The sequence below is a fragment of the Dyella ginsengisoli LA-4 genome (assembly GCF_000334915.1).
Classification (GTDB): domain Bacteria; phylum Pseudomonadota; class Gammaproteobacteria; order Xanthomonadales; family Rhodanobacteraceae; genus Dyella_A; species Dyella_A ginsengisoli_A.
Genome location: NZ_AMSF01000061.1, coordinates 32,516 through 59,493 on the forward strand (window position 1 = coordinate 32,516; position 26,978 = coordinate 59,493).

A 26,978-nucleotide genomic window follows, 5' to 3' on the forward strand; every position below is an offset into this window, starting at 1 on the left:
TGGCCTTCCCCCCTGGGCGCGGAGCAACTTTCGATGGCGATGCTGATCCTCGGACTGGTGCTGTTCCTCGGCGTGCACTCGGTGCGCGTATTCGCCGACGGCTGGCGCACGCGGCAGATCGCCCGACTCGGAGAGAAGGGCTGGAAGGGGCTGTATTCCATCCTCTCGATTGCCGGCTTCGCGCTGCTGGTGTGGGGCTTCGGTCTGGCTCGCCAGCATCCGGTGCTGGTGTGGGTGCCGCCGATGGCGCTGCGCCATCTCAACGCGCTGTTCACCCTGGTGGCCTTCGTGCTGCTGGCGGCGGCCTACGTGCCCGGCAACGCGATCAAGGCGCGCCTCGGCCACCCGATGCTGGCTGCGGTGAAGCTGTGGGCGTTCGGCCACCTGCTGGCCGCCGGCATGCTGCACGACATCGTGCTGTTCGGCGCGTTCCTCGCGTGGGCGGTGGTCGACTTCATGGTGTCCCGACGCCGCGACCGCGCGGCCGGCGTGCGCTACCCGAAGGGTCCGGCCTCGCGCACGGTGCTCACCGTGGTGGTCGGCGTGGCGACCTGGGCCGCCTTCGCGTTCTGGCTGCATAGGCTGATCGTTGGGGTGAGCCCGTTCGGCTGACGGCGTATCATCGGAGGCCTTCCCCACCCGAGCGCGAGGTGCGCCATGGTCGGTTTCCTGCTCTGGTTGCTGCTGCTGGTGTTCTGCTGGCCGATCGCCCTGCTCGCGCTGGTGCTGTATCCCATCGTGTGGCTGCTCGCGCTGCCGTTCCGGCTGGTCGGCATCACCGTCGGCGCGGTGTTTGCCTTCCTGGGCGCCTTGCTGATGCTGCCCGCGCGCGTGCTGCGGGGCCGTCCCGCCTACTGATCCCGCAGGGCAGGCGTCCCCCGCCTGCCCGCCCACCGCTTCCTCCGGGTGATCGCCCACCGGTCGTCTGACCGGCGCCGGGCCGCGCCGGGTGTTCGTGGGCATCCGTTCCGCCGCTCAAGCTTCCTTGTCTTGTGCCGATGTCCTTGGGCAGTGCCCGCGCGTCGCGCATGCCCGGGTGCCTGCAGAGCGTCGTCCGCGGCCGTATCCGCGGGCGACGGACACCCGCTGCGTGCGGGCCGGCTGCATCCAAGGAACGCGACATGAACTGGTCCCACCCGTCCTCCCTGCCGATCACGCTGACCACCGGTGTGGCGCTGTCCGTGTCCACCCCGGGCGTGATGAAGGCCGTACCGCAGCTGGACATGGCGCGGATGCTCGGGCGCTGGCACGAGATGGCGCGCCTGCCCTCACCCCAGCAGCACCCGGCCGACCGCGATATCCGCCTGGACCTGGAGGAGCTGGAGCCCGGACTGCTCCGGATGCGCCGCACCTCGACCGAGCCGAACGGCAGCGAACGCGTCCACGACGCGCAGGTCCGTCGCCGCTTCGCGGTGGAGGAGCCGGGCCAGTTCCAGCGCTCCGCCGCACCGGCCTGGGCGCAGTGGCTGCCCTCGGCCTGGAAAGACATGTGGGTACTGGCCAACGATGCCGACTATCAATGGTTGATGCTGGGCGAACCGCGCCGGCGCGAGCTGTGGATCCTGTCGCGCGAGCCGACCATGGAACGCCAGGTGCTAGAGGCGTTGAAGTCGGTCGCCCGCGGCCTGGGCTACGACCTGGCGCCGCTGGTGGTCAGCGGCCGGCTGCAGACCTTCCACGTACTCTGACCTGCAACACCTTGGCAGGACGCCCCCCGGCGCGCACCATCGCCGATCCCTGGCCCAACCCCCGTCCGGTGCGATGCCTGCCCTTCGCGATCCCTGTCCCTGCGGCCTGCCGCGCACCTATCTGCAGTGCTGCGGTGCGCTGCACGCCGGCGCCCCGGCCGCCGATGCCGAGGCCTTGATGCGCTCGCGCTACAGCGCCTACGTGCGCCGCGACGAGGCCTATCTGCTGGCCAGCTGGCACGCCAGCACGCGGCCGCCGTCGCTCGATCTCGCCGCACAACAGCCGGCACCGACCTGGCTCGGGCTGGACGTGAAACGCCATGTCCCGGAGGGCGACCGCGCCGTGGTCGAGTTCGTCGCGCGCCTGCGCTACGGCGGCGGCAAGGCGCAACGCATGCACGAGGTGAGTCGCTTCGTGCGCGAGGACGGCCGCTGGTACTACCTCGACGGCGACCTGGACGACTGAGCGGCGGTCAGAAGCCCGCCACGCCAATCTCGTGCAGGCGGGCAGCCAGCGCCATGACCTCGGGATGCCGGAAAAAAGCGTGCAGACGATGCGCGCGGACGGCGCCTATTCCAGGCTGCGCCTGCCACTGGGCCTCGCTGCGCGATGCCAGCGTGGCCCAGTCCGGAGCGGATGCGTCGCCCATCGGCGGTGGCGCCAGCGCTGCCAGCCAGCGCTGGAATCCGGCCCGGCGAGCCGCGGCGAACGAGCTCGCGATGGCGCCGGCACGGGCCGGCCCGATGCCGTCGACCTGCGCCAGCTCGGCCGCATCCAGCGCCAGCCAGTCCAGCAATCCGTTCAACTTGCCGGCATCCAGCAGGCGCTGCCAGGTGCCCTCGCCCACCCCGTCGAGGTCCAGCCCGTGGCGCCCACCCAGCCAGTCCAGCCGGGCGAGGAACTGCGCCTGGCAGTCACGGATGTACCGCCAGCAGTCCATCGGGCCATGACGCGCGGGCGGCTGCGGCGATGGTCCGCGCTGCGCCGGACGCCAGGCCACGCCGTCCAGCCGGGGAATGGTCAGGCCGGCCAGCGAGAGACCGACGCGATCGCCGGGACGTACGTCCAGTCGCCGCCAACGGGCCAGCGAGCCGGCACTCACCCGTCGCACCCGGTGATCGCCCAGCTGCACCGGATCGAGCACCAGCACCACACTCACCCGTCCGCTGCGGCCGGTGCGGAACTCGACCGCCCGCACCGTGGCGAGCGCCTGCGCAGCGGGGTATTTCCAGGCCACGGCCCAGTCCGGCGGCGTGGCCTGCCAGGTCCCGGCAGCCGGCCGGGTACCCTGTCGCAGCACCACCCCGTCCGCGGCGAACGGCAGCCCCTGCCGGTACCAGCGCTCGCGCCAGGCGGTAGCCTCGGCGAGATTCGCGACCGGCTCGGTCAGTGCGGCACTGGCGGTCAGCCCCATCGCACGCAGGCCGGCGAGGCGATCGCGCATGGCGGACGGGCCGCTCGGCCAGTCCCAGACGAACAGGCCGATGTGCGCTGCAGTGGCATCGTCCAGGGAGCTTCGCGCCAGTGCGCCCGCAACCCGCGAGCGGGCGCTGTCGCCACCGTCGCGCGCCTGCACGTGCCCGGGCAGATGCCACACCAGCTCGCCCTGCAGCACCACCCGCGGCGGGGCGTTCGGCAGGAAGTCCGGCACGGCGGCAATGCGGTGCGCCGCGGCGGTCCAGTCCGAGCCGCGCGTGCCGTCACCGCGGCTCACTGCCTCGCGCAGTTTGCCGTGCTCGTAGAGCAGCGTGACGGCCACGCCGTCGGCCTTCGGCTGGATCCACAGATCGTGGCCGCCACGCGCAGCCATCCACGCGCGCACCGCCGCCGCATCGGGCAGCTTGGCCAGCCCGGTCTGCACCACCGGTGCGCGCACCCGGCCACTGGCGTCGGCCAGGTGCGGCAGCGCGGCCGGCGCCTGCGACGGGAAGCAGTCGCGCCAGGCACGGTACTGTGCCAGCGACTGGTCGTAGACCGCATCGCTGACCGGCGACGAGCCGTCCACCCGATACGCGTGGTTCCAGGCGGCCAGCCGGTCGTGCAGCCCCTGCAGCTCCTGCCGGGCGCGCGCGGGCGGCCACGCCGGGCAGCCGGCCTGCGCCGCGCCATTCGTCATCCATGCCAGGGCCAGCAGCACGCTGCCGACCGGTTTCGCTGTCCATCGCATCGCCGCTCTCCACCGGCGCGGTCCATCCGCCGGCCACCGGTCACCCTAGCCGTCGTTGCCGACCCGCGGCAGCCGGCGGAGCGGTGGATCGCTGTGGGCGCCGGCGGATGCCTGAGGCCGGTTGCCGCCGTCGGCCGTGCCGGTCAGCCGCCCGATCCGAAGCGCAGCGTCGTCTGCCCGGCGCCCTGTCCCTGCGGGCCGAAGCGACGCTCGACGATGGTGCCCGCGCCGTCATGGCCGATCAGCACCACGGTGCTGGCCCGCGTGCCGTATCGCTCGCCGCGGATGAAGGCCGAGGACAGCCAGCGCTCACGCTCCAGCCCGATCCCCGTATCGGGCAGGAGATCGTCCGGAGCCTGATGCTCGTCGGCCAGCGCGGCGAACAGCGGCTCGATGTCCTGTGCGTCGCGCGCCAGCCAGGTCTCGATGCACGCCATCAGCGCACGGGTCTTCGGCCATGGCGTATTGAAGTCGGCATTGGACAGGCCATGCACGCCCGGCGTGACCGCCTGCACGCGCGGCTCCGGCCGGTTGCCGAGGTAGAACCCCGCCTGCGCGTCGAAGGTAAGCAGATTGAACGGCCGGTAGTGCGCCGCATCGGCATGCAGGCGCGCGGCATGCGTCGGCGCGTCGTCTCGGCCGGTGAGGTAGTCCAGCGCCAGCAGGCCGCGCGAGCGACCCAGTTGCGGATCGCGCGGATCGCGCACGTTGGTCACCACCGCGCAGCGGCCGTCATCGGTCACCCCGAGCCAGGTGCCGCCCGCTTCGAGATCGCGCCCGGCGGCCATCGTCGTATCCGGCCAACGCGCCAGCGGCACGGCAGGCCGCTGGTGGAACTCGTCGCGATTGCCGGCGAGCACCAGCCGCCAGCGGGGATGGGCGTTCCAGGCGAAACCGATCAGGCACATGGGGCGAAAGGGCGAGGAGTGAGTGAAGAGGAGTGAGAAGTGAGAGAGGGGATCGCTCGCTTCGCGCGACAACGGGTATCCGGCAGCTTCCTGCCCGTCATCCCGGCGAAAGCCGGGATCCAGCGCCTGGACGCCATGAACCGGAAAGACGCTGGATTCCTGCCTCTGCAGGAATGACGAACAGCATCGTAAGCGCTGTCATGACGGGACCAGCGCCAAGCTTCCTCTTCTCCATCTCTCACTTCTCACTCCTCTTCACTCACTCCTTCGCCCTGCGCCTTGCCGCCTCCCCCCAGCGCGCTGCGACCCTCGGCGTGGTCATGCACACCGCTTCGTCGGTGACGGTGGTGACGGCACGTTCGAGCAGCTGGATGTCGGCCTCATGCTGGCGCGGCACGTGCGGATCCTCGAAGAAGATCGCCCGCTGGCAGCGGTGCTCCAGCACCAAGTCGGCGATCTGCGCGTCGCCGCCCATCGGACCGCTCTGGTAGCGCTGTACCCATTCCCGGTCGGTCGGCCAGCCGCGGCTCCAGGCCAGTTCGTTGAGCCGCTGGCCGGTGGTGCCGGTGGCCACGCGACCGGCGAAGCGCGAGAGCACGTCGAACTGCTCGGCGGCGAAGGCCAGCATCTGCGGCTTCATCGCATCGTGGGCGATCAGCGCCAGGGTCTGGGACTCCAGCGCGTACAGCGCGTCGGCGCCGGGGTCGGCCGGCAAGCCCGCGTGCACGCGCTCCATCTCGATCCAGTCACGCGCCGAGGCCACGGTGGAGATGAACGGCTTGCCGTGGATCACGCACTGGCGCTTGAGCGCCACCGCCTCGGGGAAGATCGATGACGGATCGACCGGGTCGATCAGGTAGATCGCCCCGTCGAGCGTGCGCTCCGGCCCCATCCCGACCACTTCGGCCACCAGCTTCATCAGGCCGCCGGCACGACCGTAGGGGTAACGCTTGAGGCCCTCGTAGCCGAACAGGATGCGCTCGCCGGCGAGCGCGTCGTAGGTGCGGCCGACCGCATGCAGGTCCACGCCCAGCTCGCGGATGCCGCGCTCGCAGGCGCGCAGCCAGCGGAACAGCGCCGCCTCGCGGTGGCTGTGGTGGAGACGGTTGGCGGCAAGGCCCATGCGCATCCGGAGCTACTCCTCGCAGCAGTGGTGGATCGGCGGAGACGCGACGAGCGGCATACGCGGCGCCGGGCCCCACGTGGCATTCTCGGTCAGGCGACGACACCATGGCCAGCCGGTTCGGCCCCAGGCGTCGATATCGCTTGCCTGGCGAAGCGTGGCGGAAGGAGATCGCATGCGTTGCAGTCGGTTCACCGGTTTACTCGCAACCGCCCTCATGCTGGCGCCGGCGCTGCTGCGCGCCCAGAACGACGACGCCTGGCGCAGGGCACAGGTTGCCGCGGCGGAACGCTCCGAGCGGATCATGGCGTCGGCGACGCGCCGCAAGACCCTGCTCGGCGAATACCTCGTGATGATGGACGCCGCGGCCAAGGCGTCGCCGGAGGACCGCGCGTTCAACGTGATCTTCAGCCAGTACCTGAGCTGGTTCCAGACCTATGTCGGCGACTACCCGGATGCGGCGATCAGCTATTCGATCGCGCAACCGGCCCAGGCCGGCGATGCGGCCTCGCCACTGTCCGGCGGCTGGGTGCCGGAACCGGCAACGCAGGCGCTGATGCCGCTCGTGCACGGGCGTCAGGCGGTGTTCTTCAACGAGGCACACAACATCCCGCTGACCCGCACGCTCACCGTGGCCATGCTGCCTGCACTCCGGCGCGAGGGTTTCGACTACCTCGCGGTGGAGACGCTCTACGACGATGACACGCATCTGGCCACCCGCGGCTATCCCACCGCGGACAGCGGCTTCTACGTGAACGAGCCGATCTACGGCGAGATGGTGCGCAGCGCGCTGAAGCTGGGCTTCAAGGTGGTGGCCTACGAATCGGACCAGCCCGGCACGCCCGATGCGCGGGAACGGGCGCAGGCGCACAACCTCTACGAGCGGATCTTCCGCAAGGACCCCAAGGCCCGTGTGGTGGTGAATGCCGGCTACGCGCACATCCTGAAGAGCGGCCGTTACCTTGGCGGCAAGAGCATGGCGGAGTATTTCCAGTCGATCACCGGCATCGAGCCGCTGTCGATCGAGCAGACCATGATGATCCCCCACCCGGAACCGGACAGCGACCATCCCTGGTACACCGCGGTGGTCAAGACCCGGGTTCCCGACGTGCCCTTCGTGTTCGTCCACCCGGACGGCAAGATGTGGTCGCTGCGCCCGGGGTACGACGTGAGCGTGTTCTTCCCGCCCGCGAAGATGCGGCGGGAGCGCCCGACCTGGCTGAATCTGCTCGGCCTGCGCAAGCATGTCTTCGTCAACGGCAAGCGCCTGTGCGACAACACCTGGCCCTGCCTGGTCGAGGCGCTGTACGCAGACGAGGGGGACGATGCGGTGGCCGCGGACCGCGTACTGTTCGAGCCTCCGCCCGATCCGCTGCCACTGCACGATCGCCTGCGTTCGCTGCGCGGCGCCCCCCAGGCCGAGCTCTACCTGCGGCCCGGCGACTATCGGTTGCGCGTCACCGAAGGCGATGGCCTGCCCCAGGTGAAGCAGACCATCCACGTGGCCACGAATACCCGGACCGCGACGCCCGACGAACACTAGCCAGGTACGTCGGAACCGGCCACGGGCGGCAGCAGCACCCGCCTGTGGTCGGCGTGGGCGTCGTGCGCCGGGGTGAACGGCTCGCAGGCCGGCGCACTCCGCCCGGACCGGACGCCATGGCGACGCTCGCCCCGGCGGGCGCCGGATCCGGGCTCGCCGCGCCCGGCTCAGGCGGCGGCGACGCTGGCCTGCGCCAGCATCCGGGCGATCGACACGGCCGCCTCGCGACCGTCGTACACCGCGCGCACCACCAGGTCCGCGCCGCGCACGTTGTCGCCGCCGGCAAAGATCTGCGGGTTGGCCGTCTGCAGCGGCAGCGCGCCGTCGGCACCGGTGATCACCCGGCCGTTGCGCTCGAGGGTGACGCCGTGCGCCTTCAGCCAGTCCGGTGGGCTGGGCAGGAAGCCGAACGACTGGATCACCACGTCGGCGGCGATCTCGGTCTCGCTGCCCGGCACGTTCTGCGGACGCGGGCGGCCGTGGCCATCGGCGACCAGCTCGGTGGCGATCACCCGCACGCCGCGCACGTGGCCCTGGCCGTCGTCGAGGATTTCCAGCGGCTGGCGCTGGAACACGAATTCCACGCCTTCCTCGCGGGCGTGTTTCACCTCGCGCGCCGAGCCGGGCATGCTCGCCTCGTCACGGCGGTAGACGCAGCTCACCGCGGAAGCGCCGAGGCGCACCGCGGTACGCACGCAGTCCATGCCGGTGTCGCCCCCGCCGAGCACCACCACGCGCTTGCCGTTGAGGTCGATCGGCGAGGGCTCGTCGCGCAGCAGGCGCTCGGTGTTGGCAATCAGGAACGGCAGCGCGTCATGCACGCCGTGCAGCGCGCGACCGGGCAGCTCGCCATTGACGAAGGTGTAGGCACCGGTGCCGACGAACACCGCGTCGTAGTCGTCCAGCAGCTGGCCGAACTCGATGTCGCGACCGACCTCCTTGTTGAGATGGAAACGCACGCCCATCTCCTCCAGCACGGCGCGGCGCGTGCGCACCACGTCCTTTTCCAGCTTGAACGGCGGGATGCCGAAGGTCAGCAGGCCGCCGATCTCGCTCTGCCGGTCGTAGACGTCGGCCGCAATGCCGGCGCGGCGCAGGCGGTCGGCGCAGGCCAGGCCGGCCGGGCCGGCGCCGACGATGGCGACGCGCCGGCCGGTCTCGCGCACGTGGCTCAAGTCCGGGCGCCAGCCCTGGCGCAGCGCCTCGTCGGTGACCCAGCGCTCGATGCTGCCGATGGTGACCGCGCCGAACGCAGTCTGCTCCAGCGTGCAGGCGCCTTCGCACAGGCGGTCCTGCGGGCAGATGCGGCCGCAGATCTCCGGCAGCGGGTTGGTCTCGTGCATCAGCGTGGCCGCTTCCATGATGCGGCCGTCCTGCACCAGCTTGAGCCAGTTCGGGATGTAGTTGTGCACCGGGCAGGCGTGCTCGCAGTACGGGTTGCCGCAGTCGATGCAGCGACCGGCCTGCGCATCGGCCTGGCCGGCGTCGAAGCCGCCGGCGATCTCGCCGTAGCCGAGCACGCGCACGTTGACCGGCACGGTGCGCGGCGACTGGCGCGGCAGGTTGAGGAACTGGAAGGTCTTGTCGGTCATGCTTTGAACCCGGAAGTGAGTGCAGAGGAGTGAGAAGTGAGAGAGAGCATGGGGAGTGCGGATTTCTCTCGCTCCTCACTTCTCTCCCCTCGCTCCTGCTTCATGCGGCGCTCCTCAGCTCGTCCGCCAGCGCCGCCAGGCTCGCGGCCTTCGGCTTGACCAGCCAGAACTTGTACTGCAGGCCACGGAAGTCGCGCAGGATCTGCCGCCCCCACGCGCTGCCGGTGTATTCGACGTGGCGCATCACCAGGCCGCGCAGGTGCTGCATGTAGTGCTCCATGCCCTCCGGCGAGATGCGCAGGATGTCCACCAGCTCGTGGTTGTAGCAGTCGACGAAATCGCGTTCGAGGTCGAGCACGTAGGCGAAGCCGCCGGTCATGCCCGCGCCGAAGTTGAGGCCGACCTTGCCCAGCACCGCCACCACGCCGCCGGTCATGTATTCGCAGCAGTGGTCGCCCGCCCCTTCCACCACCGCCAGCGCACCGGAGTTGCGCACCGCGAAGCGCTCGCCGGCGCGGCCGGCGGCGAACAGCTCGCCGTCGGTGGCGCCGTACAGGCAGGTGTTGCCGATGATCGCCGCGTCCTGGCTGGCGAACGGCGAGTCGGCCGGCGGCCGCACGATGATCCGTCCGCCGGCCATGCCCTTGCCGACGCCGTCGTTGGCCTCGCCGGTCAGCTCGATGTGCACGCCGCCGGCGTTCCAGGCGCCCAGGCTCTGCCCGGCGGCGCCGGTGAGCTTGAGCGTGATCGGCCGGTCGTCCATGCCGTGGTCGCCGTACAGCCGGGCCACGTCGCCGGACAGCCGCGCGCCGATCGCGCGGTCGGTGTTGACGATCGGGTAGCTGAACGTGCCGCCGCGACGGGCCAGCACCGCTTCGCGCGCGTCGGCGCTGATCCGGGCAGCCAGCTCGGCCGGGTCGCGCATCGGATTGCGCGGCAGGGTGCAGGCCGTGTCGACACTCGCGCCGAGGCCACGGCCGTCGGTGAGCGGCGTGAGGTCCAGCCGGTGCTGCACCGGCGTGGTGCCCTCGGCCTGCCGGAGCTGTTCGCTGCGACCGATCAGCTCGGCCAGCGAGCGCACGCCCAGCCGGGCCAGGTGCGCACGCACGTCCTCGGCGATGAAGCGGAAGTAGTTCATCACCATCTCGGGCAGGCCGACGAAGTGGTCCTTGCGCAGCACCGGATGCTGCGTGGCCACGCCGGTGGCGCAGTTGTTGAGATGGCAGATGCGCAGGTACTTGCAGCCCAGCGCGACCATCGGGCCGGTGCCGAAGCCGAAACTCTCCGCGCCGAGCATCGCCGCCTTGATCACGTCCAGGCCGGTCTTCAGGCCGCCATCGGTCTGCAGCCGCACGCGGCCACGCAGTTCGTTGCGGCGCAGGGTCTGCTGGGTCTCGGCCAGGCCGAGTTCCCACGGCGTGCCGGCGTACTTGATGGAGGTCAGCGGGCTGGCGCCGGTGCCGCCATCGTGGCCGGACACGGTGATCAGGTCCGCACCGGCCTTGACCACGCCCGCGGCGACGGTGCCGACGCCGGCATGGCTCACCAGCTTCACCGAGACCAGCGCCTCGGGGTTCACTTCCTTCAGGTCGTGGATCAGCTCGGCGAGATCCTCGATCGAATAGATGTCGTGGTGCGGCGGCGGCGAGATCAGGCCGATGCCGGGCTTGGCGTAGCGCAGCCGGGCGATGGTGGCGTCGACCTTGTGGCCGGGCAGCTGGCCGCCCTCGCCGGGCTTGGCGCCCTGCGCCACCTTGATCTGCAGCACCTCGGCGTTGACCAGGTAATGCGGGGTGACGCCGAAGCGGCCGGAGGCGACCTGCTTGATCTTGGACATCTTCTCGGTGCCGTAGCGCGCCGGATCCTCGCCGCCCTCGCCCGAGTTGGAGCGCGCGCCGAGCCGGTTCATCGCGGTCGCCAGCGCCTCGTGCGCCTCCGGCGAGAGCGCGCCCAGCGACATGCCGGCCGAGTCGAAGCGCTTGAGGATGACGTCCACCGGCTCGACCTCGTCCAGCGGGACCGGCGCGCCCAGCGGCTGCGGTTCGAGCAGGTCGCGCAGCGCCGAAGGCGGGCGGCGGTCGACGTGATCGGCGTAGACGCGGTAGTCGTCCTGGTTGCCGGTGCGCACCGCCAGCTGCAGGCTGCCGATCACGTCCGGGTTGTACATGTGGTACTCGCCGCCGTGGATGTACTTGTACAGGCCGCCGGCGCGCAGCGGCAGCGCCTCGTCCCAGGCCTCGGCGGCGAGCAGGCGCTGGTCGTGTTCCAGGTCCTCGAAGGTGGCGCCGCCGATGCGCGACGGCGTACCGGGGAAGCACAGGTCGACCACCTCCTTCGACAGGCCGACGATCTCGAACAGCTGCGCGCCGCGGTAGCCGGCGATGGTCGAGATGCCCATCTTGGAAAGGATCTTCAGCAGGCCCTTGCGGATGCCGCGGCGGTAGCTGCGGCCCACCTCGGCGCGGTCGGCGTCGATGTGGCCCTGCCGGCCCAGCTCGAACAGGCTCTGGTAGGCCAGCCACGGGTAGATCGCGGTGGCGCCGTAGCCGATCAGGCAGGCGAACTGGTGCGGGTCGCGCGGGGTGGCGGTCTCCACGATCAGGTTGCACTGGCAGCGCAGACCCTCGTCGATCAGGTGCGCGTGCACCGCGCCGGTGGCCAGCAGCGCATGGATCGGCAACTTGTCGCGCTCGGGGTAGCGGTCGCTGAGGAACACCAGCTGGTGGCCGTCGCGCACCGCCTGCGCGGTCTCCCGGCAGAGCCGCCGCAGCGCCTGCTCCAGGCCTTCCTCCGGCGCGTACATCAGGTCGAAGCGCGGCGTGCCGGCAAACTGCGGCAGCGCCAGCAGCTGGCGCAGCTTGCGCTGGCTGAGGATCGGCGAGTTGATCAGCGTCTGCTTCGCGTTCTCCGCCGACAGCTCGAACGGATTGCCCTCCGGACCGAGCTGGGTCACCAGCGACATCACCAGCTTCTCGCGCAGCGGATCGATCGGCGGATTGGTGACCTGGGCGAAGGCCTGGCGGAAGCGGTCGCACAGCGGACGCACCTGGCGCGACATCGCCGCGATCGGCGTGTCGTCGCCCATCGAGCCGGTGGCCTCGGCCTCCAGGTCGGCCATCACCTTGAGCACCGACTCGCGTTCCTCGCGGGTCAGGCCGTAGAGCTTCTGGTAGCGGTGCAGCTCGTCCGGCGGCAGCGGCTCGGCAGCCAGCGACGGATCGATCAGGTCCGACTCCAGGTAGCTGACGCCGGCGCGCAGCCAGTCGCGGAACGGCGCGCGCGAACGGTTGATCGCATCGATGTCGGCATCGCGCAGCAGGCGGTGCGCCTTCAGGTCCACCGCGATCATCTCGCCCGGTGCCAGCCGACCCTTGGCCACCACCTGGGCGGACGGCACGTCCCACAGGCCCGCCTCGGAAGCGACGATCAGGTGGTTGTCGGCCGACAGCGCCCAGCGCGCCGGGCGCAGGCCGTTGCGGTCCAGCGTGCAGGCGGCGTACTGGCCGTCGCACATCACCAGCCCGGCCGGACCGTCCCAGGGCTCGGAATGCAGCGCGTAGTACTCGTAGAACGCGGCAAGATCCTCGTCGATGCCCTCGCGCGCGGCGAACGCCGGCGGCACCAGCACGCGCATCGCGGCGAGCATGTCCAGGCCACCGGCGAGCAGCACTTCCAGTGCGTTGTCCAGGCTTTCGGAATCCGAACCGGTCTGCCGCACCAGCGGCCCGATGTCGCTCAGGTCGACCCGTGGCGAACGCAGGATCGCCTCGCGCGCCTGCATCCAGCGCCGGTTGGCGCGGATGGTGTTGATCTCGCCGTTGTGCGCCAGCAGGCGGAACGGCTGCGCCAGCCGCCACTGCGGCATGGTGTTGGTGGAGAAGCGCTGGTGGAAGACCACCGCATCGGACGTCAGCGCCGCGTGCTGCAGGTCCGGATAGACCTCGCGCAACCTGCCCGGCGCGGCCATCGCCTTGTAGCCGACCACGTCGGCCGACAGCGTGATCACGTAGAAATGCTCGTCGTTGCGCAGCGCGTGTTCGGCGCGGCGACGGGCGCGGAACAGCGCCAGCTCGAAAGCCTCTTCGGCCATGCCCTCGCCCGGCTCGACGAAGATCTGCCGCACCCGCGGCTGCGCCGCGGCGGCGAGCGGGCCGCAGGCGTCCGCATTCACCGCCACCTCGCGCCAGCCGGCGGTGTCCACGCCTTCCTCGCGCAGGCTGCGCTCCAGCTGCACCGCCGCGGCGTCGCCGCCAGCCGGATCGAGAAACACCACGCCGGCGGCGAAACGCTCGCCGAGCGCGATGCCGGCCGACTTGGCCAGCGCGCGCAGCCACGGCTGCGGGCGGTGGATCAGCACACCGCAGCCGTCGCCGCTGACGCCATCGGCGTTCACGCCGCCGCGATGGGAAAGTTTGGCCAGCGCCTCGAAAGCCGTATCCACCACCCAGGCGCTGGCGCGCCCGTCCACGTTCGACACCAGGCCGAAGCCGCAGCTGTCGTGTTCGAAACTCGCGTCGTACAGGCCCGGGGTGGTGTGTTGTCGCAAGGGTGCCTTCCTCTCTCGATTCGCCAGGTGGAACGGTGGGAGACAGCAAAGCCTGCGGCGCACGCGCCGCAGGCGATTGACAAGACGTGCCCCCCGACTGTACGCACAAATGACGCGCCGCGTCAAAGACATTTGGGCGTCTAAACGTAAAAACGCGGGTAGTGCCCGCAAGGTGTTCCGGACCGGTCCGATCCGGCCCGCTCGCCGCGGTCACGGCGCTCGGCGATAATCGACCGCATGCCCAATGCCGCCCGACGTCACCTGCCCCTGCTGCCGCTTCTCGCCGGCCTCCTCATGCTCCCCGTCCCGCCCGTCCTGGCCCACGCCAGCGGCCAGAGCGCGGCCGAAAAGGCCAAGGCGGAGCAGCGCCTCGACGACGTGCGCAGCCGCATGGAAGAGCTGGCCAAGAGTCGCCAGCAGACCGCCAGCGAGCGCGACAAGATCAATGCCGAACTGGCCCGTCGGGCCCGCGCGCTGGCCGCGGCGGCGAGTGCGGTCCGCGCGACCGAACAGCAGATCGCCGCCAAGCAGAAAGACCTGGAACAGTTGCAACAGCAACGATCCCAGCTACAGGGCAAGCTCGACCGGCAGAAGGAGGCGATCGCCGAGCTGCTGCGCGCCACCTATGCACTCGGCCAGGGCTCGGACCTGCGCCTGCTGCTCGGCGACGAGGACGTGGCACGCATCGCCCGGTCGCTGGCCTATTCGAAGTATTTCCAGCAGGACCGGGTGCAGCGCGTGCAGCAGCTGATGGCGGACCTCGCCAAGCTGCAATCGCTGCAGGATGCGATCACCCAGGAACAGCAGGCGCTGGAGGCCACGCGTGCCCAGCAGGCCGAGCAGGCCAGGGTGCTGGGCGCCCGGCGCGCCGAACAGAAGAAGCTGGCCAACGCCATCGATGCCACCTACCGGAGTGAAGGCGATCGGCTGGCCGCACTGAAGCAGGACGAACGGTCGCTGACCTCCCTGGTAAGCAGGCTGCAGGCGGCCATCGACAAGGCGGCTCGCGAAGCCGAACGGCGCAACGGCCCGGGCAGCAGCAAGGGACAAGTGCTGGCGAACATCCGCGGCAGCCTGCCCTGGCCGGCGCCCGGCGAGGTGCACAGCTACGGCAACGGCGTGCTGATCCGCGCGCCGGGCGGCAGCGAGGTGCACGCGGTGGCGAAGGGCCGGGTGGTCTACGCCAACTTCCTGCGCGGTTACGGGATGCTGGTGATCCTCGACCACGGCGGCGGCTGGATGAGCATGTACGGCAACAACGAGGCTTTGCTGCACCGGGTCGGGGACACCGTGGAGGCCGGCGAAGCCGTCGGTACCGCCATGGCGCCGACCGGCGTCAATACCGGGGCCTACTTCGAGCTGCGCCACGCCAACAAGCCGGTCGACCCGCGCAGTTGGCTGGCCCGTCACCGTTGACGCAGCGCGAGCCGTCGCGCAGGCTGGCCGGCGCGACGTGCGACGGAATTTCCGCCCCTCTTTCGTGGTCCAATCGGGAACGCGCGAAGCGCCCCCAAGCCTGGCAGTCCGGAGTCCCCCGATGCGTGTTTTCCCCTACGGCCTGATCGCCCTGTTGCTGCTCGCCCCGACCGCCTGGAGCCAGGCCGCTCCTGCCGGCGCTTCCGGCGGCGACGCTCCGGCGGCGGCCAGTTCGACGGCCGGCAGCGATCCGGTCGATCTCGAGGACATCCGCAACTTCAGCCGGGTCTACGAGGTCGTGCGCCAGGCCTACGTGGAAAAGGTGGACAACAAGACGCTGATGAAGGCGGCAATCACCGGCATGCTGGCCGGCCTCGACCCGCACAGCGAGTACCTGGACAAGGAAGGTCTGGCCGAGCTCAACGAAGACACCACCGGCGCCTACAGCGGCCTGGGCATCGAGGTGATCGAGGACGGCGACACGCTGCGCATCGTCGCGCCGATCGACGACACCCCCGCCTCCCGTGCGGGGATCAAGCCCGGCGACGTGATCGTCAAGATCGACGGCAAGCTGGTCACCGACGAGAACATCGACAAGATGTTCAAGGATCTGCGTGGCGCACCGGGCACCAGGATCACCCTGACCATCGTGCACGAGAACAGCGACAAGCTGGTCGACCTGCCGCTGGTCCGCGAGAAGATCTCGGTGCCCAGCGTGCGGGTCCGCGAGATCGAGCCCGGCTACGCCTACATCCGCATCAGCCAGTTCCAGGAGGACACCGCGCCCGACCTGGAGAAGAAGCTCGGCGAACTGATCGCCAAGCACGGCCAGCCGAAAGGCGCGATCCTCGACCTGCGCTCCAACCCCGGCGGCCTGCTGACCTCGGCGGTGGCAGTCAGCGACGACTTCCTGAATTCCGGCACCATCGTCACCACCAAGGGCCGGCTGGCCGACGCCAACATGGACTTCAGCGCCCACCCGGGCGACCTGCTCGACGGTGCGCCGCTGGTGGTGCTGGTGGACAACGGCACCGCCTCGGCCGCCGAAATCGTCTCCGGCGCGCTGAAGGACAATCACCGCGCGCTGATCGTCGGCCGCCGCACCTTCGGCAAGGGCGTGGTGCAGACCGTGCTGCCGCTGGATGCCGACCACGCAGTGAAGATCACCACCGCGCGCTACTACACGCCCAACGGCACCTCGATCCAGGCCGAGGGCATCAAGCCGGACATCGCGCTGGCCGACCTCAGCGTGCGCAAGGCCGACAGCGCACCGCAGCTGATCAGCTCCGAGGCGGACCTCAGCCATCACCTGGCGAACGAAGACGGCAGCAACGGCAAGGACATCAACAACGACGGCAGCGCGGAGAACGCCAAGCTGGCGACCAAGGATTACGCCCTGTCGCAGGCGATGAACGTGCTCAAGGGCCTGGCGTTGAACCGCCCGGCGGCGACGCCCGCATCGCGTTGAACGCCGTGGGTCAGCGCCGGATCTGTGGCGCCCGTTCGCCCAGCCGCGCGGCCAGTTCGGGATCGTCGAGCAGGGTGAAGCCGGCGAACTCGAATGCCGGGGCCACCAGGCAGGTACACAGCGCGTAGTCGCCCAGCGGCCGGGCTGCCTGCCAGGCACCTGCAGGCACCACATGCACGGGTTCGGCTGCGCCGCTTCCGTGCCCGAACGGCCCCAGCCGGAGGCATTCCAGCCGATCCTCCGCGGCGTGGTAGACCAGCAGCTCCAGCGGGTCGCCCTCCACGAAATGCCAGGCCTCGTGGGCATCCACCCGATGCCAGGCGCTCTGCTCGCCTGCCGCGAGCAGGAACTGGATCGCGCTAAGTGGTGACCGCTCACCGTCGGGAACGGCAGCGGTGTGGATGCGACGGAAGTGCCCACCCTCGATGTGCGGCGCCAGCGCCAGCTGTCCGATCAGCTGCGCCGCGCGCGGATGCATACGGTCAGGCCGCCTTGTCGGCCGGCGGCTTCGGTTGTGGCTTTAGCAACCAGGCCACGGCAAGGATGCCCAGCTCGTAGAGCAGGCACATCGGCACCGCCAGCATGATCATCGAGGTAATGTCCGGCGGCGTGATGAAGGCCGCGACGGTGAACGCGCCGACGATCGCGAAGCGGCGACCGCTGCGCAGCTTCTCCAGGCTCACCAGGCCGATCGCGGCAAGGATCACCACCGCCACCGGCACCTCGAAGCACAGGCCGAAGGCGAAGAACATCAGCATCACGAAATCGAGGTAGTGGCTGATGTCGGTCATCATCTCCACGCCCTCGGGCGTCACCGCGGCGAGGAAGCGGAATGCCGCCGGCAGCACCAGAAAATAGGCGAACGCGCAGCCGAGGTAGAACAGCACCAGCGCCGCGCCGAGCAGGGGGCGCGCCAGCCGCTTCTCGTGCTTGTACAGGCCCGGGCTGACGAAGGCCCACAGCTGGTACAGGATCATCGGCATCGAGATGAACAGCGCTGCATAGAACGCCAGCTTCAGCGGCGTCACGAACGGGCTGGCCACCTCGGTCGCGATCAGGTGGGCGCCGTGCGGCAACCGGGCCACCAGCGGCGCGGCCAGCTCGGTGTACAGACGGTTGGCCAGCGGCACCAGCGCCAGCAGCACCAGCAGTACGGTGACGCTGGCGCGCACGATGCGCGAACGCAGTTCCAGCAGGTGCGAAAACAGCCCCTGCTCCAGATCGATGGATTCGTCAGCCTTGGCCACGCGGCACCTCGTCGGACGACGGGTTGGATGGCGCCGCCGTCGGCTTGCCGGTCATCAGCGGCGCCTCCGCCGGATTCGGTGCGGCAGTGTCCGCCGTCGGCTCTGCCGCCGGGTCGGCCTGCGCCAGCGTGGAGACATCCGCCGCCGCCTGCCCCGCCTTGCGCGCCGTCTCGTCGACCCGCGCCTGCACCTGGTCGAGTTTGGCCTGGGCCGCCTCGGCCTGCGCGGCGGCTTCACGGGCGGCGCGGCGGATCTCCTCCACCTGCAGCTCGCGCTCGACCTCGGCGCGCACGCTGTCCCAGCCCGAGCGCAGTCGTCGCAGCAGGGTGCCGGCGGTACGCGCGGCCACCGGCAGCTTCTCGGGTCCGAGCACGATCAACGCGATGACGGCAAGCAGCAGCAGCTTGCCGAAGCTGATCTCGATCATGGCCGCACGCCGTCGACGTGCTTACTTGGCGTCGCTGGAGTCGCGCTGACTCTGCGTCGTGCCGGCGTTGGTCGACGATGGCGGCGGGTCGGCCCGCAGGCGCTCGTCATCCTGGCGCGCCTTGGCATCGGCATCGGACGCATCGTCGCCGTTCAGTCCCTTCTTGAAATCGCGGATCGCGCCACCGAGGTCGGAACCGACGTTGCGCAGCTTGCCGGTGCCGAAAATCACCACGACCACGACAAGCAGGATGATGAGATGCCAGATGCTCATGATGTCCTCAGAAAGCCCAACTGGTGGGAGGGTGGACCCCGCAGGGCGGGGTCGCGCCATCCGATCAGTGTGAAGTGTACTCCTCCAGGCGGTCGCGGAAATCGACCACCGGACCAGGCACGTTGCTCACGCCGCCCTCGAAGATGCGCCGCGGGGTGATGCCGGCACCGTACACGGCGGCGTTGGCGTCGTAGTCGATGCGCAGCACCGAGCCGTCCAGCGCCACGCCGGCAAACAGGCCACGCGAACGCGAATACGAGTAGATCTCCGCCTTCATCTGGCCGTCGGTGGCGGCGGTGGCGGTACGACCGACCGGGCCGGCGGCCGCCGAAGCATCCGCGCCAAGGGTGAATTTGCCGTTGACGATGGAATCGACCCCTCGCTGGGTGCGGAACACCAGGATGACGTCGGTGGAGGACACGCCGGCCTGGAAGCCGATGCTGCCGCCGGTCATGGTGATGAAGCTGGGGTTGGACCAGGTGCCGTCGCGGGTCTTCACCGAGATCAGGCCCTCGCCGCGGCGGCCGCCGAAGATGAAGCCGGCCTTGACCATGTCCGGGATCACCGCGATCGCCTTGGCATCGCGCAGCAGGTCCTGCGGAATCGCCTTGTCCGGCGCCTGCATGATCTCGTTGAGCACGCGCACGGCGTTGTGCGCGCGGTCCAGCGGGGCGTCCTCGGCGCGCGCGGCCATCGCCGGCAGCAGCAGGACCAGGGCAAGCAGCGACCATCGACGCAGGGAAGCTTTCAGCATGGGGTGGCTCCGCAATTTCTTGAAGGTTGGGGTGACGATCGTGCGGTCGCGGACCTAGCGGGCCGGAGCCGGCCCTGTGGCAGACTGGAAGGCCCTTTCCAGACCGACGCCGACGCACATGAGCCGCCACTATACCGGCCTGGCCGGATACGCCCACGACCAGCCGCCCAAGGCTGGCGTATTGCTGGTGAACCTTGGCACACCGGAAGCCCCCACGGCCGCCGCCGTGCGCCCCTACCTGGCGGAATTCCTGGGCGATCCGCGCGTCATCGAGTATCCCCGCTGGCTGTGGTGGCTGATCCTGCACGGCATCATCCTGCGCGTTCGACCCAGGCGCTCGGCCCACGCCTACGCGCGCATCTGGACCGAGCACGGCTCGCCGCTGCGCACCGGCAGCGAAGGACTGGCCCGCGCGCTGCAGTCGGAACTGGCCGGGCGGCTGCCCGGGCCGGTGCGGGTGGACCTGGCGATGCGCTACGGCCGGCCCTCGGTGCGCGAACGGATCGAGGCGATGCAGCGAGAAGGCGTGCGGCGTCTGCTGGTGCTGCCGCTGTACCCGCAATATTCCGCGACCTCCACCGGCTCGGTGATCGACGCGGTGGCCGACACGCTGAAGACGCTGCGCTGGCCGCCCGAGCTGCGCCTGGTCAACGACTACCACGACCAGCCGGCGCACATCGACGCGCTGGCGCGCAGCATCGAAGCGTTCTGGGCAGAACGCGGCCGCGGCGACAAGCTGCTGCTGTCCTTCCACGGCATCCCCGAGCGCTACCTGCGCGCAGGCGATCCCTACTTCTGCCAATGCCACGCCACGGCGCGACTGCTGCGCGAGAAGCTGGGGCTGGGCGAGGACGCGGTGCTGGTGAGCTTCCAGTCACGTGTGGGCCGCGAGCGCTGGCTGCACCCGTACACCGACCAGACGGTCAAACAACTGGCGAAAGATGGCGTGAAGAAGCTCGACGTGATCTCGCCCGGCTTCGCCGTGGACTGCCTGGAGACGCTGGAGGAGATCGCGATGCAGAACCGCGAGTTCTTCCTCGCCGGCGGTGGAACGGACCTGCGCTACATTCCCGCGCTCAACGATTCGCCCGATCAGGTGAAGGCCATGGCCGACCTGGTGCAGCGCCACGCGCAGGGCTGGCCCGAGTTCGCCCCGGACTACGACGCCAAGGCCGCACTGCTGCGCCAGAACGCAGCCAAAGGCCGCGCCGACGCGATGGGTGGCCGTACCGGATGAAGACCGGGGATTCGCCGCGCGAACGGCGCATCGCCCTGCCCACGCTCACCCTTGCGGCGCAGTGCTGGGGCGACGAGCAGCTGCCACCGCTGCTGGCCCTGCATGGCTGGCTGGACAACGCCGGCAGCTTCGCCCGGCTGGCGCCACGCCTGGCGGCGAGCCACCACGTGATCGCATTGGACCTGCCCGGGCACGGGCACTCCGATCATCTGCCCGAGGGCGCCAGCTACCACTGGCCCGAGTACGTGCGCGCCGTGCTCGCCGCGGCCGACGCGCTGGAGCTGGACCGCTTCACGCTGCTCGGCCATTCGCTCGGTGCAGGCGTCGCTTCGATGGTCGCCGCGGCGCGGCCGGAGCGGATCGAGCGACTGCTGCTGATCGAAGGCCTGGGCCTGCTTGGCGACGACGGCACGCAGACCCTGCAGCGGTTCCGCAATGCACTCGCCGCCGAACCGGCCAGCAAGCGGCTGCGCACATTCACCAGCGTCGAGCAGGCGATCAGCGCGCGCACCCTGGCCACCGGCCTGCCTGCGGACCAGGCCCGACCGATCATCGAGCGCGCCGTCCGCGCGGTCGACGGTGGCTGGCAATGGCGCAGCGATCCACGGATCAATCGCCTCACCCCGATGCGCCTGGCCGAGAGCCAGATCCATGCCCTGCTCGCCGGCATCGAGGCGCCGACGCGCCTGCTGCTGGCCCATCCGGCCACCTCCTACCTGCCGAGCGGCCCGATGCAGCGCCGGGCCGGCTGCGTGCGCGCGATCCGCGTCACGCACCTGGCCGGCGGGCACCATCTGCAGCTGGAGCACCCGGAGGCAGTGGCGGATTGGGTCTCGGATCAGAAGTGAGTAAAGAGGAGTGAGAGAGAGCAAAAGCAAAGCCTCGCGCTTGCACTACCTCATTCGCCTGCCCGCACTTGCGGCGACGTGAGTGGCAAAAGGAGCAGGTGAGCGATAAGTGCGCGCACCACGCTTTTCTCTCACTCCTCACTCCTCACTCCTCTTTACTCACTCCTCACTCCTCACTCCCCTCCGCTCACTCCTCGCTTTTCAGTTAGCCGGAAATGGCCAGCCGCTCCGAGCGGTACAGCTGCATCGTGATACCCGCGGCGATCACCGCGGCGACCGCGCTGCCGCCCAGGCACAGCGCCAGGTGCAGCGGACTGACGCCCGAGCCGCGGACCAGGTCGAGGATGCCCAGGTGCTGGCCCAGCAGCGGTACCGAGTACATCCAGTCCTGCGGCTTGATCGGCATCACCATAAGCACCACGCTGGGCAGGATCGGCAGCATCATCAGCAGCGACACGTAGGTCTGCGCCTCGCGGTAGCTCTTGGCGAACGCCGCCACCAGCGACTGCAGCGAGGCCAGCAGCACGATCATCGGCGCCTGCAGCAGCAGCACGTGCAGGGCGAACGACGGCCCCAGGTGCAGCTCCATGCCGAGCTTCTCGGTGGGTACGAAGCGGCCGACGACGCTGAAGCCGACCAGGCAGATCACCAGGCTGGCGGTGGAGAACGCACAGATCGCCGCCAGCTTGCCCAGGAAGATCTTCCAGCGCGGCACCGGGTTGGCGAACAGCGGTTCGAGCGACTGCCGCTCGCGCTCGCCCGCGGTGAGGTCGATCGCCAGGTACATGCCACCGATGAACAGCGTCAGCACGAACAGGTACGGCAGGATGTTGAACAGCAGCACCGCTCGCGACTGCGCCGTGGCCTGGTCGCGCCTGGCTACCACCAACGGCGTGGCCGTGGCCGGCGACAGGCCGCGGGCGACCAGCCGCATCGCGCCCTGCATCTTCGAGTAGTGCTCGATCAGGTCGGTGACACGGTCCACCGGCGTGCGCGAGTCGCGCTGCGAGGAGTCGTAGATCAGCTCCACCTGCACCGGCTGGCCCTTGCGCCAGGCCTCGGGATAATCCTTGCGGATGCGCAGGGCCAGGTCGATCCGCTGGTCGCGTACTGCCTGCTCCGGATCGGCCACCGGCGGCTGCGGCACCACGCCGCCCTCCTTCAGCGCGTTGATCAGGTTGGGCGCGTACTGCGCGCCGATCACCGGCACCTTGAGCGGCTGCTCGGCCTTGTCCAGTTCGCGGTTGATGCTGAAGTTGATCAGCATGACGAACATCAGCGGGGTCAGCAGCGGGCCGGTGAGGAACGCGCTGGTCAGCGTGCGGCGGTCGCGCAGGTTCTCCCGCACTTCCTTGAGGAACACGGTGAGCACGGCACGGGCGCGGCGTACGGGAGTCATCGGGGCATTCATGCGGCCAGACCCTCCTCGCTGCCGATCAGTTTCACGAAGGCTTCCTCCAGGTTGGCCTCGCCGGTCTGCTCGCGCAGCTCGTCCGGCGTGGCGTCGGCGACCACGCGGCCGCGGGCGATCACCACGATGCGGTCACACAGCGCACCGACCTCCTGCATGATGTGGCTGGAGAACAGCACGCAGCGCCCCTCCGCCTTCAGGTTGCGCATGAATTCGCGCAACGCGCGGGTGGCCATCACGTCCAGTCCGTTGGTCGGCTCGTCAAGGATCACATTGCGTGGATCGTGGATCAGTGCGCGGGCGATCGCGGTCTTCACCCGCTGGCCCTGCGAGAAGCCCTCGGTGCGCCGGTCGGCGATATCGGCCATGTCCAGCGCCGACACCAGTGCCTCGCGGCGCGTGCGCAGCTCGTCTTCCGGCAGGCCCTGCAGGCGGGCGAAGTAGTCGATGTTCTCGCGCGCGGTGAGCCGCTTGTACAGGCCGCGCGCGTCCGGCAGCACGCCGAGCCGGCGGCGCACCGAAAGCGGATCGACCGCCGCGTCGATGCCATCCACCAGCACCTGGCCGCGGTCGGGCTTCATCAGCGTGTAGAGCATGCGCAGCGTGGTGGTCTTGCCGGCACCGTTGGGACCGAGCAGGCCGGTGATCTGGCCGTCGCGTGCAGCGAACGTGACGCCGTCGACGGCCTTCACCTTGCCGAAGGCCTTGTGCAGATCCTTTACCTCGATCATGGCGTAGGGCTCCTGGTCAGGCACGAACCGGCCCGCGGCAGCAGCGATGTCACCGCCAGCAGCGGAAGCAGGATCTGGGAAAAGAACGCGGGGGTACCAAGCAAGGCGGCGACGACGATGGCCGCCGCCCACAGCAGTGCGGAAGAACGGGTTTGCTGCCTGGTCATGGCGTCGCTCCGTTGAAATCGATGAACATCGGCGTCGGCTGCAGGCGCTTCAGGCACGACGCATCGAGCGTCTTCGGCTGCAGATCCTCGACGAACCGCTTGACCAGCTTCGGCATGCAGCCGGCGTTGATCACGTTGTGGCCCTGGCCGGGCGCGACCAGATGGCGCCCATCGGTCAGCCCCTTCAGCACCTCGTCGCCGTAGCGGGGAGGCGTCACCGGGTCGTACTGGCCGGACATCAGCAGCACCGGCTTGTCGCTCTTCAGCGGATCGTGGAAGTCCTTCGGCCGCGTGCCGTGCGGCCAGACGCTGCACACGGTGGTCAGCGCGTTGATCATCCGCGTACCGAGAATGGTGTCCTTGTCCTGCGGCCGCGGGGTGAACAGGTCGGCGTCCTCGCTGCAGATCACCGAGGACTGCATGCCGCCGTTCATGGTGTCGGCCAGGTCGCCGGAAAGCAGCTTGGCCTGCCCGAGCAGCGGCCCGACGTCGCCGTGCGCGGCGGCGTCGATCGACAGCGGCAGCAGTGCGGCCGTCGGCGGCGTGTAGGCGAACATGCGCACCACGCTGGCCAGCGAGAATTCGCTGAGCCTGCGCTGCACGGTCTGGTAGCTCTGCGGATCGCGGAAGCTGACCACATGCGGATTGGCGCGCAGCGCATCACGCAGCTGGTACAGCGTCTGGTAGGGATCGCCGAAGCGCTTCTTGCACGCCGGATCGGCGGTGCAGCGCGCGAACTGCGCCTTAAGCGCGTCATCCAGGTTGCGCGCGAAGTCCTCGCCGAGCACCAGCTGGTTCGGCACCACGCCATCGAGCACGACCGAGCGCACCGCGTCGGGATAGTGCATCAGGTACTGCTGCGCCATGCGCGTACCGTAGGAGACGCCGACCAGATCGAACGTCGGCGAGCCCAGTGCCTTGCGCACATCCTCCAGGTCCTGCGCGGCGACCGTGGTGGTGTAGAAGCGCGGATCGGCATTCTTCTCCACCTGCGACAGGCAGCGCTGGATCTCGGCCTTGAGCTTGGCCGGGTCGTTGTCGATATCCTCGTCCGGCGTGGCCGGTTTGCTTTCGTCCTTGCAGCTGAGCGGGTTCGAGCCGCCGGTACCGCGTTGGTCGAGCAGCAGCAGGTTGCGGTGCGCCAGCAGCGGGCCAAGCGCGGCGATTGCCGCGCCGGCACTCTCGGTCGCAGCCTGGCCCGGTCCCCCGGCGAGGAACACCAGCATGTCCTTTGCCGGGACCTCGGCCTCCGAGCGCACCACGGCCAGCTTGAGCGTGATGTGGCGACCGTGCGGATCGGCGCGGTTTTCCGGTACGTCGAACGGCGCGCACCAGGCAGCACTGGTCCGGCCACTGTCGGGCTGGCCCAGCTCGCACGCATGCAGCGTGAGCGAGCCAAGCTTCAAGGTGGCCGGTGGAGCCGGTTTCACCGGCGTGTCCAATGCAGCGGTGCTGGCCGATGCCGGTGTCGACACGGCCGGTGGCGCCTCGCGATGGCGGACGTGGTTGGCCGCGATGATCGCGACCGCCACGGCGACGGCCACGCCCATGCGGGCTTTTCGATTCATGCTCACGTGCTGCTCCCCGGGTCGAAGATGGATTCGATCGGCTGTCCGAACAGCCGGGCGATCTTGAAGGCCAGCGGCAGGCTGGGGTCGTACTTGCCCGTCTCGATGGCATTGACGGTCTGGCGCGAGACATCCAGTCGCTCGGCCAGATCCGCCTGCGACCAGCCTTGCGCTCCGCGCAGGTCGCGGACGCGGTTGTTCATCGGAGCGTGCGCCCCGCTGGAGTGGAGGGCGGGAGGGTCATGGTCCGACCACGTCCCCGGCGACCCGACGGCGACGCCAACGGCGCCAGGCCGTCCATGCGGCGAACCCGACGAAGCTGGCCTGCGTTCCCAGCATCACGCCCAGGCTGAATCCGTCCATGTGCCCACGCCACCACGCGAACAGGGTTGCGACACCGAGCAAAGCGGCGACCAGCAGGAAATAGAGCGGAAGCGACCAGGACGATGTCTCGTCGCAGTCCATGCTGCCGCCGTAGCGGCGGGTGACCACCCACCAGTGCGTTGCCCCGTAGCTGAACATGATCAGCGGGAACACCCAGATCAGGACGGTGCCGTCTAGCCGGATCGCGCCGGAGGTGGCGAGCAGGCCGCCGACGAGGCTCAGCGAACCGGTCACGGCCGTGGCCACGCCCAGCGCGACCAGGTGGGTGCGTTGCTCGAGTTCGTCGCTGGAGGCGATCTTGTAGGCCAGCAGCCCGATGACGTAGAGCATCGGCAGCGCCGGCACCAGAGTAAGCGCCACCTTCTCCCACAGCCCTGGTGCCGCCTTCGCCAGCGGCCACACCACCAGCATCGCGGTGACGTACAGGGTCATGGTGACGCCGATCTGGCGCCGGTACTGGCGTTCGGAAAGTCGCTTCATGCCGCCGCCCCGCCGCGGCAATCCAGCCTGTCGTCCAGTTGCTTCATGACCCCTCCTGTCAAGCGTGCTTGACAGGAAGCCTAGGTCCGGCACCGCCCCATGTCAAGCAAGCTTTACATGGGGCGGCGTATGTCGGCGATGCCTGACAAAACTTTAGGCCAAAAGTGTGATCTGGATTGCAATTTGTGACGCGGCATGTCGCAATCGGGCCTGCGAATTTCGCAGCAAGATCCTGAGGAACTATTCTCAACAAGCTGTTAAACATGGGATTTTTCTGGATAAATCCCAAAATTGGCAAAACATGGCATGCCGCTTGCTTTGATCCACTCGCGGTATCCAAGACCACCAACGATTGGCTGCTGTCCTGATTCACTTTCCTGATCATCAAAGGGGGAACCCCATGCTTCACAAGAAGACGCTGCTTTCGACCGCCCTTGTCGCCGGCCTGGGCTTCCTGGCCTTTGCCGCCTCGCCGGCCCACGCGGCCAGCACCGGCACCATCAACTTCACCGGCAAGGTCCTGGCCGACACCTGCACCATCTCGATCAATGGCGGTCCCGGCACCACCGTGGCGCTGCCGACCGTGATGACCGGCGCCTTCGGCTCCGTCGGCGCCGTCGCCGGCACCACTTCCTTCACCGTCGGCGTCAGCGGTTGCGATGCGAACACCACCAGCGCCGCCATGGCCTTCAACGGTGCCAACATCGACGGCACCACCGGCAACCTCAAGAACACCACGACCACCGGCGGTTCGAACGTGCAGGTCCAGCTGCTGAACTCGTCCAACGCGGTGATCAACACCTCGACCCAGGCCAACGCGCCGACCATCGCCATCAGCGGCGGTTCGGGCACGACCGGCATGAAGGCGCAGTACATCGCCACGGCGGCATCGACCACCGCCGGTCTGGTGACCTCGTCCGTCGGCTTCACCCTGACCTACCAGTAAGTCGCTGTCTCGCGGCCACCCGTCATCGGGCGGGTGGCCGCCCTCCGCCTGCC

26 protein-coding genes are annotated in these 26,978 nt (G+C 69.5%); 10 read left to right on the forward strand and 16 right to left on the reverse strand.

The annotated features are described in order from the left end of the window. The first annotated feature begins 33 nt into the window (after window positions 1-33). The 4 genes from C693_RS0115005 (at window position 34) to C693_RS0115020 (ending at window position 2,154) form a co-directional block, all read left to right on the forward strand. A complete protein-coding gene (locus tag C693_RS0115005) occupies window positions 34-612 on the forward strand; it encodes an NnrU family protein (protein ID WP_017463094.1) in 579 nt (192 codons plus the stop codon). Window positions 613-657: 45 nt separating this feature from the next. After that, on the forward strand, window positions 658-858 hold the full coding sequence (locus C693_RS0115010; RefSeq protein ID WP_017463095.1) for a hypothetical protein: 201 nt from the start codon (window positions 658-660) through the stop codon (window positions 856-858). Window positions 859-1,121: 263 nt separating this feature from the next. Next, window positions 1,122-1,688, forward strand: a complete 567-nt coding sequence (locus C693_RS0115015; protein WP_017463096.1) for a lipocalin family protein — start codon at window positions 1,122-1,124, stop codon at window positions 1,686-1,688. A gap of 73 nt (window positions 1,689-1,761) precedes the next feature. After that, window positions 1,762-2,154 carry a YchJ family protein gene (locus tag C693_RS0115020; protein WP_017463097.1) on the forward strand — a complete coding sequence of 131 codons (393 nt, stop codon included), beginning with the start codon at window positions 1,762-1,764 and terminating at the stop codon, window positions 2,152-2,154. A 7-nt stretch (window positions 2,155-2,161) separates the two neighbouring features. Here the strand turns inward: C693_RS0115020 and ligB are convergent, their stop codons facing one another. From ligB to C693_RS0115040, 3 genes are all read right to left on the reverse strand, one after another. Then, window positions 2,162-3,856 carry an NAD-dependent DNA ligase LigB gene (gene ligB / locus C693_RS0115025; protein WP_017463098.1) on the reverse strand — a complete coding sequence of 565 codons (1,695 nt, stop codon included), beginning with the start codon at window positions 3,854-3,856 and terminating at the stop codon, window positions 2,162-2,164. A 143-nt stretch (window positions 3,857-3,999) separates the two neighbouring features. Next, window positions 4,000-4,764, reverse strand: a complete 765-nt coding sequence (locus C693_RS0115030; RefSeq protein ID WP_017463099.1) for an NRDE family protein — start codon at window positions 4,762-4,764, stop codon at window positions 4,000-4,002. A gap of 259 nt (window positions 4,765-5,023) precedes the next feature. Then, entirely contained in the window at window positions 5,024-5,893 is an 870-nt protein-coding gene (locus C693_RS0115040) for a methylglyoxal synthase (protein WP_017463101.1), read from the reverse strand. A gap of 169 nt (window positions 5,894-6,062) precedes the next feature. Here C693_RS0115040 and C693_RS0115045 point away from each other — a divergent pair, with 169 nt between their 5' ends. Next, entirely contained in the window at window positions 6,063-7,430 is a 1,368-nt protein-coding gene (locus C693_RS0115045) for a hypothetical protein (protein WP_017463102.1), read from the forward strand. A gap of 167 nt (window positions 7,431-7,597) precedes the next feature. Here the strand turns inward: C693_RS0115045 and C693_RS0115050 are convergent, their stop codons facing one another. After that, window positions 7,598-9,022, reverse strand: coding sequence for an FAD-dependent oxidoreductase (locus tag C693_RS0115050; protein WP_017463103.1), 1,425 nt, complete (start codon window positions 9,020-9,022; stop codon window positions 7,598-7,600). A gap of 100 nt (window positions 9,023-9,122) precedes the next feature. Beyond that, window positions 9,123-13,568: a glutamate synthase large subunit gene (gene gltB / locus C693_RS0115055; protein ID WP_017463104.1), complete on the reverse strand. Its 4,446-nt coding sequence runs from the start codon at window positions 13,566-13,568 to the stop codon at window positions 9,123-9,125. 294 nt (window positions 13,569-13,862) lie between these two features. On the opposite strand from gltB, the gene C693_RS0115060 reads away from it, so the two are divergent. Continuing rightward, window positions 13,863-14,984 (forward strand): murein hydrolase activator EnvC family protein, encoded by a 1,122-nt coding sequence (locus tag C693_RS0115060; RefSeq protein ID WP_241762683.1) that lies wholly within the window; start codon window positions 13,863-13,865, stop codon window positions 14,982-14,984. Window positions 14,985-15,105: 121 nt separating this feature from the next. Beyond that, window positions 15,106-16,452: a S41 family peptidase gene (locus C693_RS0115065; protein ID WP_017463106.1), complete on the forward strand. Its 1,347-nt coding sequence runs from the start codon at window positions 15,106-15,108 to the stop codon at window positions 16,450-16,452. 10 nt (window positions 16,453-16,462) lie between these two features. Here the strand turns inward: C693_RS0115065 and C693_RS0115070 are convergent, their stop codons facing one another. The 5 genes from C693_RS0115070 to C693_RS0115090 form a co-directional block, all read right to left on the reverse strand. Next, entirely contained in the window at window positions 16,463-16,930 is a 468-nt protein-coding gene (locus C693_RS0115070) for a cupin domain-containing protein (RefSeq protein ID WP_017463107.1), read from the reverse strand. Window positions 16,931-16,934: 4 nt separating this feature from the next. Beyond that, a complete protein-coding gene (gene tatC / locus C693_RS0115075; RefSeq protein WP_017463108.1) occupies window positions 16,935-17,699 on the reverse strand; it encodes a twin-arginine translocase subunit TatC in 765 nt (254 codons plus the stop codon). Beyond that, on the reverse strand, window positions 17,686-18,126 hold the full coding sequence (gene tatB / locus C693_RS0115080; RefSeq protein ID WP_017463109.1) for a Sec-independent protein translocase protein TatB: 441 nt from the start codon (window positions 18,124-18,126) through the stop codon (window positions 17,686-17,688). Before tatB ends, tatC begins: the two co-directional genes overlap by 14 nt. Window positions 18,127-18,147: 21 nt before the next feature. Continuing rightward, window positions 18,148-18,399 (reverse strand): twin-arginine translocase TatA/TatE family subunit, encoded by a 252-nt coding sequence (gene tatA / locus C693_RS0115085; protein WP_017463110.1) that lies wholly within the window; start codon window positions 18,397-18,399, stop codon window positions 18,148-18,150. Between the two features lie 64 nt (window positions 18,400-18,463). After that, window positions 18,464-19,153, reverse strand: a complete 690-nt coding sequence (locus tag C693_RS0115090) for a lipid-binding SYLF domain-containing protein (RefSeq protein ID WP_017463111.1) — start codon at window positions 19,151-19,153, stop codon at window positions 18,464-18,466. A gap of 118 nt (window positions 19,154-19,271) precedes the next feature. Here C693_RS0115090 and hemH point away from each other — a divergent pair, with 118 nt between their 5' ends. Next, window positions 19,272-20,390: a ferrochelatase gene (gene hemH / locus C693_RS0115095; RefSeq protein WP_017463112.1), complete on the forward strand. Its 1,119-nt coding sequence runs from the start codon at window positions 19,272-19,274 to the stop codon at window positions 20,388-20,390. Next, complete coding sequence (locus tag C693_RS0115100) at window positions 20,387-21,238, forward strand: alpha/beta fold hydrolase (RefSeq protein WP_017463113.1); 852 nt, start codon at window positions 20,387-20,389, stop codon at window positions 21,236-21,238. Before hemH ends, C693_RS0115100 begins: the two co-directional genes overlap by 4 nt. Window positions 21,239-21,443: 205 nt before the next feature. Here the strand turns inward: C693_RS0115100 and C693_RS0115105 are convergent, their stop codons facing one another. From C693_RS0115105 to C693_RS21915, 6 genes are read right to left on the reverse strand one after another with little or no spacing between them, the layout of a single operon-like run. Beyond that, entirely contained in the window at window positions 21,444-22,649 is a 1,206-nt protein-coding gene (locus C693_RS0115105) for an ABC transporter permease (RefSeq protein ID WP_017463114.1), read from the reverse strand. Continuing rightward, window positions 22,646-23,380: an ATP-binding cassette domain-containing protein gene (locus tag C693_RS0115110; protein WP_017463115.1), complete on the reverse strand. Its 735-nt coding sequence runs from the start codon at window positions 23,378-23,380 to the stop codon at window positions 22,646-22,648. Before C693_RS0115110 ends, C693_RS0115105 begins: the two co-directional genes overlap by 4 nt. Then, complete coding sequence (locus C693_RS23795) at window positions 23,377-23,547, reverse strand: hypothetical protein (protein ID WP_017463116.1); 171 nt, start codon at window positions 23,545-23,547, stop codon at window positions 23,377-23,379. The genes C693_RS0115110 and C693_RS23795 overlap by 4 nt, the downstream gene beginning before the upstream one ends. Beyond that, entirely contained in the window at window positions 23,544-25,115 is a 1,572-nt protein-coding gene (locus tag C693_RS0115120) for an alpha/beta hydrolase (RefSeq protein ID WP_026107452.1), read from the reverse strand. Before C693_RS0115120 ends, C693_RS23795 begins: the two co-directional genes overlap by 4 nt. Before the next feature lie 2 nt (window positions 25,116-25,117). Further along, window positions 25,118-25,318 carry a helix-turn-helix transcriptional regulator gene (locus C693_RS0115125; RefSeq protein WP_017463118.1) on the reverse strand — a complete coding sequence of 67 codons (201 nt, stop codon included), beginning with the start codon at window positions 25,316-25,318 and terminating at the stop codon, window positions 25,118-25,120. A 37-nt stretch (window positions 25,319-25,355) separates the two neighbouring features. Next, a complete protein-coding gene (locus C693_RS21915) occupies window positions 25,356-25,979 on the reverse strand; it encodes a hypothetical protein (RefSeq protein ID WP_017463119.1) in 624 nt (207 codons plus the stop codon). 400 nt (window positions 25,980-26,379) lie between these two features. On the opposite strand from C693_RS21915, the gene C693_RS0115135 reads away from it, so the two are divergent. Further along, window positions 26,380-26,925 carry a fimbrial protein gene (locus C693_RS0115135; RefSeq protein ID WP_017463120.1) on the forward strand — a complete coding sequence of 182 codons (546 nt, stop codon included), beginning with the start codon at window positions 26,380-26,382 and terminating at the stop codon, window positions 26,923-26,925. Window positions 26,926-26,978 lie beyond the last annotated feature (53 nt).

Excerpts from the sequence above, each read along its gene's own strand:
- C693_RS0115005 (WP_017463094.1), top strand. The coding sequence starts at position 34 with ATGGCGATGCTGATCCTCGGACTGGTGCTGTTCCTCGGCGTGCACTCG.
- C693_RS0115010 (WP_017463095.1), top strand. The coding sequence starts at position 658 with ATGGTCGGTTTCCTGCTCTGGTTGCTGCTGCTGGTGTTCTGCTGGCCG.
- C693_RS0115015 (WP_017463096.1), top strand. The coding sequence starts at position 1,122 with ATGAACTGGTCCCACCCGTCCTCCCTGCCGATCACGCTGACCACCGGT.
- C693_RS0115020 (WP_017463097.1), top strand. The coding sequence starts at position 1,762 with ATGCCTGCCCTTCGCGATCCCTGTCCCTGCGGCCTGCCGCGCACCTAT.
- ligB (WP_017463098.1), bottom strand. The coding sequence starts at position 3,856 with ATGCGATGGACAGCGAAACCGGTCGGCAGCGTGCTGCTGGCCCTGGCA.
- C693_RS0115030 (WP_017463099.1), bottom strand. The coding sequence starts at position 4,764 with ATGTGCCTGATCGGTTTCGCCTGGAACGCCCATCCCCGCTGGCGGCTG.
- C693_RS0115040 (WP_017463101.1), bottom strand. The coding sequence starts at position 5,893 with ATGCGCATGGGCCTTGCCGCCAACCGTCTCCACCACAGCCACCGCGAG.
- C693_RS0115045 (WP_017463102.1), top strand. The coding sequence starts at position 6,063 with ATGCGTTGCAGTCGGTTCACCGGTTTACTCGCAACCGCCCTCATGCTG.
- C693_RS0115050 (WP_017463103.1), bottom strand. The coding sequence starts at position 9,022 with ATGACCGACAAGACCTTCCAGTTCCTCAACCTGCCGCGCCAGTCGCCG.
- C693_RS0115060 (WP_241762683.1), top strand. The coding sequence starts at position 13,863 with ATGCTCCCCGTCCCGCCCGTCCTGGCCCACGCCAGCGGCCAGAGCGCG.
- C693_RS0115065 (WP_017463106.1), top strand. The coding sequence starts at position 15,106 with ATGCGTGTTTTCCCCTACGGCCTGATCGCCCTGTTGCTGCTCGCCCCG.
- C693_RS0115070 (WP_017463107.1), bottom strand. The coding sequence starts at position 16,930 with ATGCATCCGCGCGCGGCGCAGCTGATCGGACAGCTGGCGCTGGCGCCG.
- tatB (WP_017463109.1), bottom strand. The coding sequence starts at position 18,126 with ATGATCGAGATCAGCTTCGGCAAGCTGCTGCTGCTTGCCGTCATCGCG.
- tatA (WP_017463110.1), bottom strand. The coding sequence starts at position 18,399 with ATGAGCATCTGGCATCTCATCATCCTGCTTGTCGTGGTCGTGGTGATT.
- C693_RS0115090 (WP_017463111.1), bottom strand. The coding sequence starts at position 19,153 with ATGCTGAAAGCTTCCCTGCGTCGATGGTCGCTGCTTGCCCTGGTCCTG.
- hemH (WP_017463112.1), top strand. The coding sequence starts at position 19,272 with ATGAGCCGCCACTATACCGGCCTGGCCGGATACGCCCACGACCAGCCG.
- C693_RS0115100 (WP_017463113.1), top strand. The coding sequence starts at position 20,387 with ATGAAGACCGGGGATTCGCCGCGCGAACGGCGCATCGCCCTGCCCACG.
- C693_RS0115105 (WP_017463114.1), bottom strand. The coding sequence starts at position 22,649 with ATGAATGCCCCGATGACTCCCGTACGCCGCGCCCGTGCCGTGCTCACC.
- C693_RS0115110 (WP_017463115.1), bottom strand. The coding sequence starts at position 23,380 with ATGATCGAGGTAAAGGATCTGCACAAGGCCTTCGGCAAGGTGAAGGCC.
- C693_RS23795 (WP_017463116.1), bottom strand. The coding sequence starts at position 23,547 with ATGACCAGGCAGCAAACCCGTTCTTCCGCACTGCTGTGGGCGGCGGCC.
- C693_RS0115120 (WP_026107452.1), bottom strand. The coding sequence starts at position 25,115 with ATGAATCGAAAAGCCCGCATGGGCGTGGCCGTCGCCGTGGCGGTCGCG.
- C693_RS0115125 (WP_017463118.1), bottom strand. The coding sequence starts at position 25,318 with ATGAACAACCGCGTCCGCGACCTGCGCGGAGCGCAAGGCTGGTCGCAG.
- C693_RS21915 (WP_017463119.1), bottom strand. The coding sequence starts at position 25,979 with ATGAAGCGACTTTCCGAACGCCAGTACCGGCGCCAGATCGGCGTCACC.
- C693_RS0115135 (WP_017463120.1), top strand. The coding sequence starts at position 26,380 with ATGCTTCACAAGAAGACGCTGCTTTCGACCGCCCTTGTCGCCGGCCTG.